The sequence below is a fragment of the Treponema pectinovorum genome (assembly GCF_900497595.1).
Lineage (GTDB): Bacteria > Spirochaetota > Spirochaetia > Treponematales > Treponemataceae > Treponema_D > Treponema_D pectinovorum.
In genome coordinates this window covers 236,061-253,347 of sequence record NZ_UFQO01000001.1, presented here as the reverse complement: position 1 = coordinate 253,347, position 17,287 = coordinate 236,061, and the positions used below count along the sequence as shown (strand labels likewise).

Below are 17,287 nucleotides of genomic sequence, written 5' to 3'. Positions count from 1 at the left end.
TACAAAAAACTGCAAGGATGCTTAAAGATAAACTCTTTCTAAAAAGATTGAAAAATTCAACAGCCTAAAAAGATTTGATATTTTTGCTGACTGTTGAATTTTGTGCTGAAATTTTATTCCATAGTTACGACTACTTTCATGTAATTTTGAGGATTGCTTTCTATATCTCTAATTACATCCGCAGCCTGTTCAATAGGAACTGTTTTTGTTAAAAGTTTGAGCATGTCAACTTTTTTCGAACAAATCAATTCTACGGCTTCTTCAAATTCTCCTGCACTTGTTCTTGCGCCTCTTATATCGAGTTCTTTTTTTGTAATTCTATCCGTTGGTAAAGAGGTTTCTGTTTTAGGCCACCCCGTCAAAGTGATTCTTCCAGCATAAGAAACATAGTCGAGCGTATTTCTTATGGCTACGTTTGCACCACTGCATTCCATAACCTGCTGAGCCATAACGCCGTTTGTTATTTCGTGGATGAGTTTTACAGGGTCTTCTTTGCTTATGTTTATAGTGTGTTCAATGCCGAGAGAACGAGCAAAATCCAATCTTTCCTGAACAAGATCCAACAAAATAGCATGAGCTCCGTAATCTTGTGCAACCATTCCAGCTGCCAATCCTATAGGACCTGCACCGATGATAGCGCAATATTCGCCTGCTTTGAGCTTGCCGCGGTGAATGCCATGAGTTGAAATTGTAAGTGGTTCTGCAAGAGCCGCTTGTACCCAAGTCATCTCATCTGGCATTTTTATAAGCATGTCTGCTGGATGGCAAAAATATTCGGCCATTCCGCCGTCCACATGAACGCCAAGAACTTTTAGGCTTTCGCAACAGTTTGTTCTTTTTATGCTACAAGGATAACAATGTCCGCAGTACAGATAAGGGTCTACTATGACTCTGTCTCCAACTTTTATGTTTTTAGGATTTGATTTTGGAATAGAAACTACTTCTCCTGCAATTTCGTGACCGATTATGCGAGGATAAGTTACCAAGCCATTTGTTCCGCGAAACGCACCTATGTCAGAGCCACAAATTCCTGCAGCCTTAACTTTTATAAGTGCTTCGTTTTCTTTTGGAACAGGCATTTTTACATCTTCAACGACTACATCTTTTGGTTTTATAATTTTTACAGCTTTCATGTTAAACTCCTCTTTTATTTTTAATCAAAAGTGAACACAATCTTCCTTATAGAAGGATCTCTTGTATCATTAAAATCAAGTGCCTTTTGGATATCTTTTATGTTGTATGTATGAGAACAACTTCCATTTAAATCGAGTTTACCTTCGTTTATAAGGTCAATCGCTTTTTGGAACATCTTGTTTTGCAGACGAGAACCACGGATATCGAGTTCTTTTGATGTTATAAGGAATTGATTTATTTCAATAGGAGAAGTTGAAAATCCCATCGTAATTACGCGGCCAGCATTGCCGGTAGCCTGTAAAAGACTCATAAGGGAAGAAGAAATACAAGCAGCGTCAATAGATAAAGTTACACCTCGTCCATCTGTGTATTCTTTTACTTTTTCAATTAAATTTTCTGTTTTTCCGTTAATTATATACTTTGCGCCCATAGCCTTTGCTTCTTCAAGTTTTTCCTGAATTACATCGGTTATGATTATGTTATCGCAAAAAAGTCGAGCAACTTTCAATATTGAAGTTCCTAACGCACCAGCACCAAATATCAAAAGAGTGTCGTCTTTTTCAATTTGTGCGCGAGAGCACGCTTGAATTGCGATTGTTGTTGGTTCAATCATAACTGCGTCAACATCTTTTAGAGAGTCTGGAAGCAAATAACAGTCGGATTCTGGAACAGCGATGAATTCCTTGTATCCACCATCTATGTGCACGCCTCTTACTCTTAAATTATCGCAAACATTGCCTCTACCGTGCTTACATGGATAGCAGTGTCCGCAACTGGTAACCTGATTTATGATTACTCTGTCGCCTATTTTTAGTTTTTTTACGTCTTTACCTGTTTCGGTAACTACTCCAACCATTTCGTGTCCAATTACGCGCGGATAAGTTGCCGCAGCGTTTGTTCCGTGGTAAATGCCAACATCCGAGCCACATAGCCCCGCCGCAGTCATTTTTACAAGAACATTGTTTTTATCATCGATAGTAGGTTTTTCAATATCGATGATTCGCAAATCGTTAGGTTTGAAAATTTGAACAGCAATCATAATGCCTCCTTTGATTGACTGGAATCCGTGTAATCACCTTTTGTATAGATAATTGAACTGTTTTGTGCGTCTTTTTTTTTATTTTAAATATAAAAACATTGACACCAAAACAAAGTATGATAACATACTAATATACTAATATGTTAGTTTGATTTTGTCTAACTAAATATTTTTTTTCATAATTTTACTAGGAGGAATGTATGAAAAAATCACTTTTGTTAATTGCCACTGCTTGTGTGCTGGCAATAACTACAATTGGATGCGGAAAAAAGGCAGCTAATTCAGTTACAATCAAGGTTGGAGAAAACTGGGGATCATCTCACCCAATGGGTAGAGCTATTCAACAAGTTTTTAAAGCTGAAGTTGAATCAAAAACCAATGGTTCCGTAAAGGTTGATGTTTATTCGGACGGAACACTCGGAAACGAAGGCGACCTTTGGAACGGAGTACGCAACGGTACTATCGAAATGGCTATCGTAGGAACTCCATTCAATCAGGAATGGCCTGTAAGTATGATTTCTGACTGGCCTTTCTTGTATAAAGATTTGAATCATGCAAAAAAAGTTTGGACTGGAGATATTGCTACCGATTTGAATAAGCAGTTCCATGAAAAATTCCCAACAGTTTATATGCTCGCATGGGGACCAAACAGCGCAAGAACATTTACAAGCAATAAAAAACTTACTTCTGTAGCGGATTTCGTAGGACAGAAATTCAGAATGCCTTCAAACCCTATTCACGTAGGCATCGCACAGAATTTAGGAGCAAGTGCTCAGGTTATTCCTTTGGGAGACCTCTTCTCAGCTCTTGAATCTGGCGTTGTAGACGGACAGGACAACGGTATGGTTACCGTAATAAGCCAGAGTTTTGACCAAGTACAAAAATACATCTACGAAACAAACCACATCATCGCTACTCTCGAAATCATTATCAGTGCGGGTTGTTTTGACAAACTCACAAAAGAACAGCAAAAAATCGTTTCTGATGCTGCAAAGGCTACAACACAATGGGCTTGGACAGAGTACATTAAAAGCGTTGATTCAGATCGTGCAAGCCTTAAAGCAAAAGGACTCACTATAACTCCATGCACTGCTCAGGATCAGGCTTTGATTCAGGAAAAAATAAAACCATTAACAGACAAGCTCTTAAAGGAACAGAGCTGGGCAAAAGCTCTTACTGAAAAAATCAAGGCTTATTGATAGCATGATACCGCTTAAACACGCTTGAGTTTATCTTGCTGATATTACGAATCTTCTTATAGAAGCGTAATATCAGCTTATCAATATTCAGGCATTTTAAGGCGATTTCATAATATAAAAGCGAGGATTTAGCAATTGAATAAAATTATTAATGGCCTTTTTAAAGGTATTGAAGCCGTAATCGCAATTTTTCTTGCGGTTATGATTACTTTGGTGTTTGCAAATGTCGTATTGCGATATTTATTCAACAAAGGGTTTGCATGGTCGGAAGAAGTTGCACGTTTGTGTTTTATATACCTTGTATATTTAGGTTCTATTGAAGCCGCAAAAGATAACAAACACCTTCTTATCGATTCCATACTTATAAAACTTCCTGGCATCACACAAAAACTGGTGTATATTTTGATTCAACTTATAATTATCTACCTTATGTATCTTATGACATTTGGAAGCTATGGTCTAATGATTCAAAACCTGCACGATAAATGGGTAGCGACTCAATTTCCAATCTGGGGCGTTTATTTATCTGGTTTATTTCTTGGCATTTCAATAATAATAATTTCAGTAATCAATATAGTACGACTCATATTCTTAAAAGCACCTGTTTCGGGATTGATTACTGCAACAAAAGAAGACGACCCTTTGGCCAGCGCAGAATAGGAGAATGTGAATGATTACGATTTATACAATAGTTTTTCTTGCCTCTCTAGTTATAACAATTATGATAGGTATGCCTATCACCTATTCTCTCTTGTTGAGTGGAGCAGCCACAGCGATTGCAATCGGAGGTCCTGCTACAAACGCACAGACTGTAGCAGCACAAGTTATGCGTGGAACAGACTCCGTTTCTATGATGGCACTTCCGTTCTTTATTCTTGTTGGAGAATTGATGAACCGAGGCGGTCTTACAAAACGCATAATCAACTTCTGTAACATCTTTGTAGGAAGATTCCGTGGCGGTTTGGGTTATGTAACAATTTTTGCTTGCCTTATGTTTGCAAGTCTTGTAGGTTCTGCCGTTGCAAGTACAGCTGCTTTAGGGGCAATCCTTATTCCAATGATGGTAAAATCTGGATACGGAAAAGAAACCTCTGCTGGTCTTCTTGCTAGTGCAAACCTTGTTGCTCCAATCATGCCTCCTTCTGTACCTATGATTATCTACGGTGTTACCGCTGGTGTTTCTGTAAAAGGTCTTTTTATGGGTGGAATCGCACCTGCTGTATATCTTACAGTGATTATGTGCGTTGTATGGTTCTTCGTTGTTCGCTCAGACGGCATAACTTCTCATGCTCCAAAATTGACTCCGAAAGAAATCCTTTTTAGTTTTTTGGAAGGTTTACCTGCTTTAATTCTTCCTCTAATCATATTGTTTGGCTTACGAGGTGGTATCTTCACTGCAACAGAAGCTGGAGTTGTCGCTGTAGTTTATACCCTTATCACAGGAATCTTTATCTATAGGGAATTAAAACCAAAAGATATATTCCAGTCCTTTATCTCTGCTGCAAAAATGTCTGCCGTAGTTATGTTTTTGGCTGCAAGTGCACAGTATGCGGCTTACATACTTACAATCTCGCGCATTCCGCAGCTTATAACCCAATCGTTGACTCCACTGATAGAGCATCCAATGTTGCTTAACTTCGTGTTACAGATAATCATCATCTTAATGGGTACCTGTGTAGACGTTACACCTACTATCCTTATTATGACACCGATTATGCTTCCATTGCTAAAAGCAGCAAATATCGACCTAATATACTTTGGTGTAGTATTTACGCTTGCAAACGTTTTGGGCTTAACATCTCCTCCAGTTGGACCGGTATTGAACGTCGCCTGTGCTACAGGAAATGTTAAAATGGATAAACTGCTACCAAAAGTCATACCGTATTATATCTTACAATGTTTACTCGTTGCGGCATTGATTTTTATTCCAGAATTGATAACTGTACCGTTGAAGTGGTTTAATTGATAAATAATAAGTTTTGTTAACACTTTGACGATTGCAATATCTTTCTAAATATAAAATATTTGTAAGTTGTAAATTCCTTGCGTTGAATATGGCGGTCTAATCGTAAAAAATTAGGCCGTTTTTTGTTTAAAATGATAAATTTGGTTTTATGCCAAAAAAAATGACAAATTTGCTTGTATGTTACAAAATGACAAATTTGCTTTTAAATCGAATATCAAAATTGGAAAATTATGACCTTTTGATTAAGCGATAAAATATTAAAGTTCAAATTTATGAGAATTTACGCTCATAACAAGTCCAACACAAAAAAGTGCAGTCCAAAGCGAAGAGCCTCCATAAGATAAGAAAAGCAAAGGAATTCCAGTTATCGGCATGATTCCCATCACCATTCCAACGTTTACAATAAAATGAAAAAAGAACATCGCCAAAATTCCAGAACATATATAATGACCAAATTCGTTGTTAGTTCCTCTCATTATGTATACGATTCTTATAAGTAAACCAAAATACAACAAAAAGACAAGAATCCCGCCAAAAAAACCAAATTCCTCTGCAAGAATGCTGAAGATAAAATCTGTACTCTGCTCTGGCAAAAATCGGTAATGGCTTTGAGTTCCGCGTAAAAATCCCTGCCCAAAAAAATTCCCTGAGCCAATAGCAATCTTCGACTGTATGATATTCCAGCCGGAACCTCTTGGATCAGAATCTGGGTCTATAAAAACTATCAACCTTTTTATCTGATAATCTTTCAATACGCTTCCTGCAAGTTTTGAAAATATCAAAGAAACGCAGACAATTCCAAAAAAATAGGCAATCCAATAAAAATACTTGTTTTCTGGAAGAAAAATCTTTCCAAAAATTCCGATAAAACAGATTGAAGCTGAGACTATTATAACAAGCAGTCTTAATTTTGAACTTGTGAGTATGTTTATTGCGGTGTAGCTTACGTGTGCAATTTCAGATTGATATATTGGAAGAACTGCAAATATAACTGTAAGCATTCCACATAAGAAAACAAGTGCAATATATCGCAGTGGGAGACCAGCAACAAAACACATAAGCAAAAAAATCGGGATATACACCATTGCAGTCCCTAAATCTGGTTGCAAGAGAATTAAGGCTGTTGGCAATAAAAAAATTGCAAAAGCAAATAAAAACCTTTTCAATGGGTCTTCATTTTTGTATCGCTCAAGGTACCAAGCAAGAAAAAGAATATACAAAATCTTGCAAAATTCAGAAGGTTGAATTCCAAATCCGCCAAATCCAATCCAGCTTCTTGCGCCATTTACATATCTTCCAAAAAGTTTGGTATAGATTAAAATCGCTGCACAAAAAACATATAGATATGCGACATATCGATCCAATCGCCTGTAATCCGAAACTGCGATAAAAAGCATTAGGGCAAAACCTATCCCTGCCCAAATTATCTGTTTTATGTATTCATTTGAAACATTTACTCCTTCAGAATTTATTCCAGAAGAATAGATAAACATTATCCCAAGACAAACCAAAACAAGCACACAGAATAAAAGAAAGTAGTCAAAAGCCTGATATATTTTTGTTTTCATCCTTTTACTCCTGTCTCTGCTGGGCTTTTATAAGATATTTAAATCCCAGAGTTTCCACAGATTGTTCATAAGTCTGGTTTGCAAGTATTCCCTGAAAAATTATATTTGTACAGTAAGGAGCCCACCATTCCCAGTCGTTTACCGCTTCTACTATTACAACTACAACATACTGGTCTTTTACAGGCGCATCATAAGGACCGTATGCTGCCATCCAAGAATGCCAGTGATTTTCCTTTGCACCGTTTACTTCCGCTGTTCCAGTTTTTCCTGCAAGTTGAAAATGCCTGTTGTTCATCGGATATTGCGCTGTTCCATCGGTTATAACATAGCGCAAATTTCTTTGAACCTGCTTCCAGATTGCACTGTCTATGTTGGATTCTTTTAAAATCTCTGGTTTTATCTCTTCAATCACCTGATTCGTTGCAGGGTCTCGAATCTCTTTTAAAAGGTGAGGTTTATAGATTTTTCCTTCGTTGCAGACCATTGCAATCATATTTGCTATGTGCATAGGTGTTACCAGAGTGTAGCCCTGACCGATAGACATATTCATCGTGTCGCCACCCTTCCATTTTTCGTGATAACGCCTTTCTTTCCACTGGCTCGTTGGAATAAAACCTACAGACTGAGCAGGAAGATCGATTTCGAGGCTTTGCCCAAAACCAAATTCTTTTGAATACGAAGCAATCGTATCAACACCTAAATTATCTCTTCCTACAACCCAATAATAAACATCGCACGACTGTGCCAAAGAATTTTTTAAATCTAAATAACCGTGTCCAGGATACTTTATATGGCAGGTAAAAGTTTGCCCACCATAGACAATCTTCCCAGTGCACTCAACTTTTTTTTCTGGAGAAATAGCATTTTCTGCAAGAATCGCTGTGGTCATAATCGTTTTAAAAGTTGAAGCAGGAGGATAAACCGCATTCACAGCCCTGTTTAAAAGAGGATTATTCGCACTCGTTGCAAGTTTAGTATATTGAGCGGAAGCATCATCGGAATTAAAAAGATTTTGGTCATAATAAGGATAACTCACCATCGCCAAAACTTCCCCATCGGAAGGCTTTAAAACTATTGCAGCCCCTACTCTTTTTCCCAGTGCCTGTTCTGCAAGTTTTTGAATTCTGGAATCTATTGTAAGAACAAGATTTTTTCCGGGTTCTGGAGGTTCAATTATTGGAGTATCCGAAATTATATGACCGCGTGCATCAACGGTCAAACTTTCGCGTCCAGGAGTTCCTTGCAGGTATTTATCATACTGTTTTTCTATGCCAGTTTTTCCAACTATAGAATTGGATTTATAACCTTGATTATACATCACATTGAATTCTTCTTTTGTAATATCGCCTACGTATCCTATAACATGACTTATGGAACCTGTTTCAACATAGTTTCTCATAGGCTTGGCTCTCCAACCAACCCCTGGCAAATCTGTTATGTTTTCTGCAATGTTAGAAACAACTTCAAAAGAAACATTGACCCGAATCTCTATCGAAGTAAATGATTTTCTAAACTTTTGAGGAACTTTTTTATCGATTTCTGATTTTGCAATTCCAAGATATGAAGAAAGTTTTGTCGTAACGCTGTCATAGTAACCATCTGGAATTTCGGCCGGAGTTAAATATACCGCAAAAGAATCCGTATTGATGACCAATGGCAGTTTTGCATTTCTGTCAAAGATTTCTCCACGATTTGCAGGGATTGTCTGCACTTTACTTGAAATTTTGTGAGAACGCTCTCTATATGTTTTACCGTCTACAACTTGAAGTGAAAAAAGTTCTATGCTGTATATAAAAAAAGTTGCAACAAGAATAAGAAGCAAAATCATTATTTGCACATTTTTGCTTATCGAAACTTTAAGATTTAAATTCAATGAGATAAAATCGTTTTCAAAATCAGCCATCAGCAAACCTTCTCAAGATTTAAAGTCAGCAAATTCTTAAAAATATCGAGGAAACGAAAAACAAGAGGACAAAGAATAGCATTGAGTAAAAGTTCAAATAAAAAATCGAAAGAAAAAACAGTATAAATAAGGTTTAAATTTGGGTAGAAAATCGAAATAACCCAAAGCAAAAACGCTTTAAAAATAGTTGCCAGACTTCCAAGCAAAATTGGGAAAAAAACACCATTGATGTTGAGGCTTTTGTTGAAGAGTCCTGCAACATAGCCAAAGACCGTTCTAAAGAGGCAGTTAAGACCAAAAGGAACAGAACCTAAAAAATCCAGTATCAAACCGCTCATAAAACCAGCACTAACTCCAAAAAGCCTACCGTTTTGAAGGCTCAAATAAAGAGAAACAATCAAAAGAAAATCAGGAACGGCTGGTAGAATAATTATATTTGAAAGGATTGCCGTTTGTAGAAGAGCAAATCCCAAGAAAAAAAGACTTGCAATACCAAAGGATTTCATCTTATTCCCCCTTTGAAAGAAGGATTTGTTTCTTTTAAATCTGTAACTATTACGGTTTCTAAACGAGAAAAATCGACTATGGGTGTTACTTCGATATTGAGCGAAGAATCATAATCAACTACAGTTATCTTTGAAATTGTGCCAATTGGAATATCTTTTATATAATTTTCGCTTTCGCCAGAAGTTACGATTATGTCTCCAAAATTAAGTTCTGGAAGAACTCTCTTTTTAATGTATTTCATCTGTAAAGGAGAATCCACTTCTCCACTTCCACCTACAAGCCCAATATCGCGAGTGTTTTGAATGCGACCAGAAATTGAACATTTTACATCGTATAAAGGCATTACAAGGCTTGTCGTAATTCCGACGGTAACAATCTTTCCTACAAGCCCCACCGTACCGTTTTGAACTGCAATTACAGGCATTCCCTTTTTTATTCCGCTACGACTTCCCTTATTTATCGTAATTGAAGAATAAAGCCCGTCTGAATTTCTCGCAATTATACTTGCTGGAAAATTCTTCTGTTCTATAGATGTTGAAAAATTTAATTGTTCTTTTAATCTTTCGTTTTCTTTTCGAATTTCGACATTGCTTCTTTGCATGAACTGATAATTTTTTAATTTTTCTTTTAGTTCAATATTTTCTTCTTTTAAAACCCTAAGTTCATTTACCGAAGCAAAAAAATCTGTAATGCCAGCCGAAACAAAATTTACTCCTTTTTGAAACGACGACAGAACAGAAAATCCAACTTTTTGAAAATTTACTACAAATCCGCCACCAGAAAATCCTAAGATTGTAGCAGAAAAGAAAAAGAGAATTAAAAATACAAATTCCGAGATGCTAAGCGAAAAAGAACGTTTTGCCATTTTTTGCGTTTGTTTTAGTCGTTTAAATTGTTGTAAACAAGACGATCCGTAGACATATCTTTAAAAAGGTCAAAAGCCTCGCCTGCGCCTAGTGCAACACATTCCAAAGGATTTTCAACCAAAATTACAGGAACTCCAGTTTCTTTTGAAATCAATTTTGAAAGACCTTTGAGCATGCTACCTCCACCAGTCATAACAATTCCTCGTTCAACTATGTCTGCTGCAAGTTCTGGTGGTGTGCGTCCAAGCGTTCTTTTTACTTCATCTACAACCTGATTTACGGGCTCTTTTAAAGCTTCTCTAACTTCAAGCGAATCTATTTCAAGGCGACGAGGAAGACCTGTTATAGCATCTGTTCCTCGAATTTCCATCTTTTCGTTTGTAGCACCATCGCCTGTAGCGTTTCCTATTTGAATTTTTATGCGCTCCGCAGATTGCTGACCAATCTTCAAATTGTAAACTGAAAGAATGTGCTTTACGATCGCTTCATCAAATTTGTCGCCACCAACACGGATAGAACTTGTAACAACCATTCCACCCAAAGAGATTACAGAAACTTCGGTTGTTCCACCACCGATATCGCATACCATGTGTCCGGCAGGTTCATTTATAGGAATTTTTGCACCAATAGCTGCAGCAAGAGATTCTTCCATAACATCAACCTCTTTTGCGCCTGCTTTTAAAGCTGCTTCAATTACCGCTCTGCGTTCAACCTGTGTTATGCAGGAAGGAATGCCTATCTTCATTCTGGTTGATTTTAAAATTTGATGGCGAGGGATAACTTTATTGATAAAGTATCTTATCATCTTTTCTGTGCTGTCTATATCAGCGATAACACCATCTGCAAGTGGGCGGATAGCGATTATATTGCCTGGCGTTTTCCAAAGCATTCTCTTTGCTTCTGCACCCACTGCAACAACCCTCTTTGTGCCTTTTTCCACAGCAACTACGGAAGGTTCATCTACAACAATGCCTTTTCCACGCACATAAATTAAAGTATTACAGGTACCAAGATCTATACCTATGTCTGTTGAAAAACGGTCAAAAAATCCCATTTTTAGTCTACTCCTTCCAAGCCGTTTATTGATTATTTGTATTCAGCTAATTTTTTTAATGAATCAGGATGATTTGCTTGAACTTTTAAAGCTTTTCGCCAATAAGAGCGCGCCTTTATTATATCACCTTCATTCTCATATACTACACCAAGTCCATAAAGAGCGTCACCAAAATTTTCATTTTTTTCTAAAATTGATTCAAATTCTTTTTTTGCCTGCTCATTCTTTTTTTGCTCTGTGTATATTTTACCCAAAAGCAGATGGCTGCGCTCATTTATTTTTTGATCATTGCATTCAGCAGAAATTCTAAAAAGATATTGCTCAGATGCAACCGCCTGTCCTGCGTTGTAATACTGCTCTGCAATAGAAAGCAGCAAAAGATCCGATTCTCGAGTCAACAAAGCCTTTGTAAAAGCAGATATGCTTTCCATCGTCATACCTAAAGAGGCATAACTTAAACCTAAATATTCTGGAATATCGTCGGATTTGTATCCGTCTTTTATCGCTCGGTTTAAATATAAAACTGCAAGGTCTGCATAGTAATAATATGAAGAAACCGTATTCTTGTAGAAATACGCTTTTCCAAGCATGTATTCCAACTGAGGAACAAGGCGACTTTTTGCAGTTTGAAGAGCCAACCTTATATTTGTTATCGCTTCATCACAGTATGATTGCGAAAGACTCGTATCATTTTCTGCAAGGGAAAGATAAAAAGATGCGTATCCGTGATATGTCAATGCGGTATTGTTGAAAGGCTTTTTTTCAAGAATTGCATTGGAAATTTTATAGACTTCTTCGTAGTCATAATCGTTCCACTTGCTTACAAGATGAGTTGTTGAATCACCTTTAAAAATGTATTTTTCTAAAAAATGATGAACAAAAAAAATGAGTGCTGAAAAAACAAGTGCAATCAAACCAACAGCAATGATATTTCTTACAAGATGACTTTTTCTTTTGCCTTTGCCATTAGGTAAAATATTGAATTTCATTTCCACCGCACTCTATTTACAATTTATCAAATAAAAAAAACAGAAAAGACAATAAGCCGGGTTCTGTCCTGTCTAAAAAAAATTTAGACGCATAACCATCTATCCAAAACTTTTGTCGCCAAAAGCCTTTAGCAGTCTACCCGTGATTTTTAGGTCCGGAAAACCAAATCACTGCTTGACTTTGCTCCAAATGAGGTTTGCCTTGCCAAAACTGTTACCAATTTTGCGGTGAGCTCTTACCTCACCTTTGCACCCTTACCTAAAAAGGCGGTTTATTTTCTGTGGCACTTTCTGTCAAAAGACGGGTTATACGCATTTGCGCAACTACCGTTTTTTGCCCTGTTATTACCAGGCATTTTTTCCGGTGGAGCCCGGACTTTCCTCACCTTTGTGATTTTTCATCAAAACACAAAAGCGCGATTATATCTTTTCTGTTTGCAATTCTAAATAAAAAAAACAGGAACGTAAAGTTCCTGCTCTTAACGATAAAACCAACATCTACTCTTCAAAAGTGATGGATTTTTCATCATCGTCATCTGATGAATCTTCGTCAATATCTCGATCTTCTTCAGACTCATCTTCAAATTCGTCAGCGAATTCTTCATCAAAATCAGCAAGAGAGCCTGTTTCATCCATAGAAAGAAAATCATCACTCTCTTCGCCTTCTGCAACATCTTCGTGATAAAGAATCCTACTGCAATATGGGCAGAACAAGATTTTTTCGCCTTCGTGAACTTCGTTTGCAAACTGACCAGGTAAAATCATGTGGCAACCCATGCAAACTCCGTTACGAACTGCAACTATACCTTCGCTATTGCGCTGAATTATTCTCTGGAATTTGTACACGATTTCACTATCCAAACCTGGAGTTATTTCATCTTCGCGCAATTTAAGCTGCTGCAACTGATTTTTATAACCTTCAACTTCGCTGTCTAAAGATGCCTTGTTTGCATTCAAATCGGATTCCTGAGCCTTTATCATCTCTTCATCCATGCGAAGTTTTTCGTTTAATTCTTCAAGTTCTTTATTTTTTTTCTGCAAATCTTTGCGCAAAGAAGTTTCTCTTGCAGATGCTTCGTTTATTTGCTTTTCAAGGGCTTCATATTCGCGGTGTGTAGAAATGTTATCCATTCCTTTTTCACCTGCTTCACGTGATTTTTCTGCTTCGTCAAGTTCTAACTGGAGTTGCCCAACTTCGGACTTTACTTTTTCATAAGATTCGTTTGTTTCAAGGAATTCCTTTCTAAGACGAACCAATAATTCATCTTGGCTTAAAAGCTGTTTTGGAGAATCATTTATTTTTGATTCAAGCTCATATTTTTCTGCAAGCACATCCTGCAAATCTTTAAGTTTATCAAAAACCTCTGTCATTACCATGTAAAAAAACCTCTAGGTAAAAATGTCAAAATAGTATATAAAAATTACTCTTTTATGTCTATAAAGCCATAAATTGCAGATTAGGATTCGATATAATCTCTCAATCCACTTGCCCTGCGAGGATGACGAAGTCGTCGCAGTGCTTTTGCTTCTATCTGTCGGATTCGCTCACGTGTTACGTTAAAATACAAGCCGACTTCTTCGAGCGTAAGGCTGTAGCCGTCATCAAGACCAAAGCGCATTTTTAAAACTTCCTGCTCTCTAACTGGTAAAGAAGATAAAACTTCCTTTAACTGCTCCTGAAGCATTTTATATGCAGTTTGATTTGCTGGATTTTCTACTTCTTTATCTTCAATAAAATCTCCAAGCTGACTGTCTTCTTCTTCTCCGATAGGAGTTTCAAGCGAGATTGGCTCTCGAGCGACATTTTTTACCTGCTTTACGCGAGCAACTGGCCAACCAAGTTGCTGAGCAATTTCTTCATCGTTTGGTTCTCGACCTAATTTTTGCATCAACTGGCGGCTTTCTCGAACAACCTTATTTATCTGTTCAATCATGTGAACTGGAACACGAATCGTTCTTGCCTGATCTGAAATTGAACGAGTTATGGCCTGTCGAATCCACCAAGTAGCATAAGTTGAAAATTTATATCCTTTTCGATATTCAAATTTTTCGACTGCCTTTATAAGACCGATATTCCCCTCTTGAACCAAATCAAAAAATTGGAGACCTCTGTTTGTGTATTTTTTTGCGATAGAAACGACGAGACGAAGGTTTGCATTTATCAACTTGTTTTTTGCTTTTTCCATCATTCGCTTGCCGCGTTCTATCTCTTTCGCTTTTTTTAAAATGTCTTCAACGCTGTTTTCAAAATCGTATTCCATGCGACGCAATTTTCTGTCTATTTTTTGAATCTGAGTATAGACATCGCGAATTTCATCGCTTGACATTCCAAGATCTTTTTCAAGTTTTATAGACTGCGAGTGAATTGCAAGTTTTCGTCCGAGATTTCTCAATTCCGACGGACTTGAAATTCTAAGCTCTTTCATCTTTTTTTCTTGATTGTGCCTGTATTCTTCTATTTTGTCGGTTGCCTCTTCAAACCTGTCGCTAAAGCGTTCAATTTCTTCCGACTGAATTTCAATTTCTTTTAAACCTGGAAGAATTTTTATGCGCAATTCCTCTAATTGAGGATTTTCAAAAATATCAGCAGACTGCTCAGCTTCGAACAAAGTCTTTTTTAAAGCGATGTACTGCTTCATATCTGGAAGAACAGGTTTTAACCATTCAGAGTAGCAAGTTTTTAAGCGGCGTTTTTCCGACATCTCTTCGTTTATCTCTTTTCGTGCTTTTCCTGGCTCATGAGGATCTATTCTTGTAAACGCTTTTTGTGCCACAGAAAAAAATTCGGGAATCATCATGCCAGAGTCTTTTATAACACCCTTTATGATGTTTTCGCCATCTTCCATCTCTTTAGAATATTTTACTTCTTCTTCTGCGGTTAAAAGTTTTTCTTTTCCAATTTCGCGCAGATAAAGACGGATTGGATCGTCAACATTGGATTCTTTATCACTGTTTACGATTCGGTCTTCATCATCTCCTTCTTCTGAATCTTCATCGTTTTCTATTTCTTCTTCGGTTTCATCATCTTCAAGAGTGTCTTCTTCCATAACCTGAATGTTATTTGCAGTTAAAAGTTGAAGCACACCCTCCATGTTAGGAGAATTTACAAAATCCTGTCCCAAAATCTCGTTGATTTCGTCCCAAGAAATTATCTGTTTATCTTTTGCATATTCAAGAAGTTTTGCAACTGCGGGATCCAGTTCTTGATCCATATTTTGCCCTCATTTATTTTAAATTTTCCTTAAAAACCTTTTTAAGAGTTTATAAGGTTATCTATATTCATTTTTTCGTGAAGAAGAGATTTTAGTTCCTCTTGTTCTTGAGGAGTCGATGGTTTATTCAACTTTTTTAACCTGTCGATTATATAATCCCTTTGCCGTATTAAATCCCTCTGCTTTATAAGCCTAATACTGTCTTTGACAATCTTTTCCGTGTTTTTTGAATATTCGCCAGACATAACGCCTTCGGTTATTATTTGGACTAATTCTTGATTTTTACAACGCTCGCATATAGTGCTAAAAGAAAGGGATTTTTGTCGGTAGCATTCCTCCAAAATAATGAACAGTTCTTTTGCTTGTGGGGATTCAAAGACATCTTCGTTAAGCTCACGCCTCATCAGTTCAAACTGATTCGTGTCTGCAATGACTGCAAGCAAGGCTCGAAGTTCCGCATCTTTACGAATTGAAAAATCTTTTTGATTTCGATTTTCCTGACGATTTTCTAACCGTTTTCGTCCTTCTTCCCTGTTGTTATAATCCCTTAAAACCGCTTGCCTAGATAGATTCAACCTTTGGCAAAGCAGATCCAAGTGTGATTCTTTTTGAATATCAGTTTGCAATGCATCTATGTACTGAAAATAAGCCATTGCGACTTTAGCCTTGCCCTCTGGCGTGTCAATTGCATATTCTTGCGACAAAGATTCAAACAGATAATCGGAATCTAATATAGCGTTATTCACGTCTGCCGTCAATGTTTCGGCACCGTATTTCAATAAAATTTCTGAAGGATCTTTCCCTCCTCTAAGCCTTATAACCTTTACAGTGATTGACTGTCTTCTACAGGCTAGAATCGCTTTTAAAGTTGCAGTTTTACCGGCAGAATCCGAATCAAACGAAAGATAGACGCAGGACGAGCCTTCTTTTTTGTCAAAAGCATAACGCTTTAGTTTTTTTATATGCTCGTCTGTAAAAGAAGTTCCACAAGAAGCAACTGCGTTTGTAATTCCTGCCTGATGATAGGCGATGCAGTCCATTGGACCTTCGCATATTATTGCAAAACCTTTTTCCCCCATCGTTTTTTTTGCAAGATTTAACGCAAACAAAGTCGTTTTTTTTGAATATATGATTGTTTCCGGAGAGTTTATATATTTTCTTTGCGACTCGTCAGCAGGAGGAATAACTCGACCACTCATAGCAACGCAGTCGCCTCTTTCATCAAAAATCGGAATCATAAACCTGTCCGAAAAAAAACTCAAATCCCTGTAATTTTTTGAAAAAAGCCCAGATTTTGAGAGCAAATCTTCCGTAAAGTTTTTTCCAAGAAGAAATCTTTTTAACCAATATTTATCATCTGGAGCATAACCAAATTTAAACTTTTCAATAACATCGTCTGTAATTCCCCGCGATTTTATATAGGCAAGTGCCATTTTTCCCTGTTCTGATTGAGTTAGCATGTAGTTAAAAGTGCCTGCAAGCCTGTTGTAAAGATTTTTTAAATCATCTTTTGTGCGGTCAACTTTGTATTCGATATTTCCAGAATCTTCGTATCGTAAAGCAACACCAAATTTTTTTGCAAGAAAATCGACCGCTTCTGGAAAAGTCAGTTTTTCGATTTCTTGAATGAATTTTATCGAAGAAGTTCCTCCAACATGACAGCCAAAACAATAATATGCGTTTTTTTCAGGAACAACATGAAACGATGCCGTTTTTTCTCCGTGAAAAGGACAGCATCCCCAGAATTCTGAGCCTCTTTTGTCTAATTTTACATATTCACTTACTACAGAAACTATGTCTGCTGCATTTTTTACAGCATCTATCGATTCTTGAGAGATAAAACCTGCCAT

14 protein-coding genes and 1 other RNA gene are annotated in these 17,287 nt (G+C 37.1%); 3 read left to right on the top strand and 12 right to left on the bottom strand.

What is annotated here, in order from left to right; all coding sequences use genetic code 11:
* Positions 1–113: 113 nt before the first annotated feature.
* Positions 114–1,133, bottom strand: a complete 1,020-nt coding sequence (locus FXX65_RS01130; protein ID WP_147612522.1) for a zinc-binding alcohol dehydrogenase family protein — start codon at positions 1,131–1,133, stop codon at positions 114–116.
* A 20-nt stretch (positions 1,134–1,153) separates the two neighbouring features.
* Positions 1,154–2,173, bottom strand: coding sequence for an alcohol dehydrogenase catalytic domain-containing protein (locus FXX65_RS01125; RefSeq protein WP_147614721.1), 1,020 nt, complete (start codon positions 2,171–2,173; stop codon positions 1,154–1,156).
* Between the two features lie 200 nt (positions 2,174–2,373).
* Between FXX65_RS01125 and FXX65_RS01120 the strand changes: the two genes are divergently transcribed.
* The 3 genes from FXX65_RS01120 (at position 2,374) to FXX65_RS01110 (ending at position 5,338) form a co-directional block, all read left to right on the top strand.
* A complete protein-coding gene (locus FXX65_RS01120) occupies positions 2,374–3,372 on the top strand; it encodes a TRAP transporter substrate-binding protein (protein WP_147614720.1) in 999 nt (332 codons plus the stop codon).
* A gap of 135 nt (positions 3,373–3,507) precedes the next feature.
* Complete coding sequence (locus FXX65_RS01115; RefSeq protein WP_147614719.1) at positions 3,508–4,032, top strand: TRAP transporter small permease; 525 nt, start codon at positions 3,508–3,510, stop codon at positions 4,030–4,032.
* A 10-nt stretch (positions 4,033–4,042) separates the two neighbouring features.
* On the top strand, positions 4,043–5,338 hold the full coding sequence (locus FXX65_RS01110) for a TRAP transporter large permease (RefSeq protein WP_222704208.1): 1,296 nt from the start codon (positions 4,043–4,045) through the stop codon (positions 5,336–5,338).
* A gap of 257 nt (positions 5,339–5,595) precedes the next feature.
* Here the strand turns inward: FXX65_RS01110 and rodA are convergent, their stop codons facing one another.
* From rodA to dnaG, 10 genes are all read right to left on the bottom strand, one after another.
* Entirely contained in the window at positions 5,596–6,906 is a 1,311-nt protein-coding gene (gene rodA, locus FXX65_RS01105; RefSeq protein ID WP_147614718.1) for a rod shape-determining protein RodA, read from the bottom strand.
* 4 nt (positions 6,907–6,910) lie between these two features.
* The gene (gene mrdA, locus FXX65_RS01100) at positions 6,911–8,809 is read right to left on the bottom strand and encodes a penicillin-binding protein 2 (RefSeq protein ID WP_147614717.1); all 1,899 of its coding nucleotides are present in this window, start codon (positions 8,807–8,809) and stop codon (positions 6,911–6,913) included.
* A complete protein-coding gene (gene mreD, locus FXX65_RS01095; protein ID WP_147614716.1) occupies positions 8,809–9,315 on the bottom strand; it encodes a rod shape-determining protein MreD in 507 nt (168 codons plus the stop codon). The genes mrdA and mreD overlap by 1 nt, the downstream gene beginning before the upstream one ends.
* Positions 9,312–10,181 carry a rod shape-determining protein MreC gene (mreC, locus tag FXX65_RS01090; RefSeq protein WP_147614715.1) on the bottom strand — a complete coding sequence of 290 codons (870 nt, stop codon included), beginning with the start codon at positions 10,179–10,181 and terminating at the stop codon, positions 9,312–9,314. The genes mreD and mreC overlap by 4 nt, the downstream gene beginning before the upstream one ends.
* 14 nt (positions 10,182–10,195) lie before the next feature.
* Positions 10,196–11,236: a rod shape-determining protein gene (locus FXX65_RS01085; protein ID WP_147614714.1), complete on the bottom strand. Its 1,041-nt coding sequence runs from the start codon at positions 11,234–11,236 to the stop codon at positions 10,196–10,198.
* 32 nt (positions 11,237–11,268) lie between these two features.
* Positions 11,269–12,225, bottom strand: coding sequence for a tetratricopeptide repeat protein (locus FXX65_RS01080; protein WP_147614713.1), 957 nt, complete (start codon positions 12,223–12,225; stop codon positions 11,269–11,271).
* A 36-nt stretch (positions 12,226–12,261) separates the two neighbouring features.
* Positions 12,262–12,659: RNase P RNA component class A (gene rnpB, locus FXX65_RS01075), an RNA gene on the bottom strand.
* A gap of 64 nt (positions 12,660–12,723) precedes the next feature.
* Positions 12,724–13,602 (bottom strand): zinc ribbon domain-containing protein, encoded by an 879-nt coding sequence (locus tag FXX65_RS01070; RefSeq protein WP_147612532.1) that lies wholly within the window; start codon positions 13,600–13,602, stop codon positions 12,724–12,726.
* Positions 13,603–13,682: 80 nt separating this feature from the next.
* Positions 13,683–15,437, bottom strand: a complete 1,755-nt coding sequence (gene rpoD, locus FXX65_RS01065; RefSeq protein ID WP_147614712.1) for an RNA polymerase sigma factor RpoD — start codon at positions 15,435–15,437, stop codon at positions 13,683–13,685.
* Between the two features lie 41 nt (positions 15,438–15,478).
* On the bottom strand, positions 15,479–17,287 hold the full coding sequence (dnaG, locus tag FXX65_RS01060; RefSeq protein WP_147614711.1) for a DNA primase: 1,809 nt from the start codon (positions 17,285–17,287) through the stop codon (positions 15,479–15,481).

Excerpts from the sequence above, each read along its gene's own strand:
- mrdA (WP_147614717.1), bottom strand. The coding sequence starts at position 8,809 with ATGGCTGATTTTGAAAACGATTTTATCTCATTGAATTTAAATCTTAAA.
- FXX65_RS01125 (WP_147614721.1), bottom strand. The coding sequence starts at position 2,173 with ATGATTGCTGTTCAAATTTTCAAACCTAACGATTTGCGAATCATCGAT.
- rodA (WP_147614718.1), bottom strand. The coding sequence starts at position 6,906 with ATGAAAACAAAAATATATCAGGCTTTTGACTACTTTCTTTTATTCTGT.
- FXX65_RS01130 (WP_147612522.1), bottom strand. The coding sequence starts at position 1,133 with ATGAAAGCTGTAAAAATTATAAAACCAAAAGATGTAGTCGTTGAAGAT.
- mreC (WP_147614715.1), bottom strand. The coding sequence starts at position 10,181 with ATGGCAAAACGTTCTTTTTCGCTTAGCATCTCGGAATTTGTATTTTTA.
- rpoD (WP_147614712.1), bottom strand. The coding sequence starts at position 15,437 with ATGGATCAAGAACTGGATCCCGCAGTTGCAAAACTTCTTGAATATGCA.
- FXX65_RS01110 (WP_222704208.1), top strand. The coding sequence starts at position 4,043 with ATGATTACGATTTATACAATAGTTTTTCTTGCCTCTCTAGTTATAACA.
- FXX65_RS01085 (WP_147614714.1), bottom strand. The coding sequence starts at position 11,236 with ATGGGATTTTTTGACCGTTTTTCAACAGACATAGGTATAGATCTTGGT.
- FXX65_RS01120 (WP_147614720.1), top strand. The coding sequence starts at position 2,374 with ATGAAAAAATCACTTTTGTTAATTGCCACTGCTTGTGTGCTGGCAATA.
- mreD (WP_147614716.1), bottom strand. The coding sequence starts at position 9,315 with ATGAAATCCTTTGGTATTGCAAGTCTTTTTTTCTTGGGATTTGCTCTT.
- FXX65_RS01070 (WP_147612532.1), bottom strand. The coding sequence starts at position 13,602 with ATGGTAATGACAGAGGTTTTTGATAAACTTAAAGATTTGCAGGATGTG.
- FXX65_RS01080 (WP_147614713.1), bottom strand. The coding sequence starts at position 12,225 with ATGAAATTCAATATTTTACCTAATGGCAAAGGCAAAAGAAAAAGTCAT.
- dnaG (WP_147614711.1), bottom strand. The coding sequence starts at position 17,287 with ATGGCAGGTTTTATCTCTCAAGAATCGATAGATGCTGTAAAAAATGCA.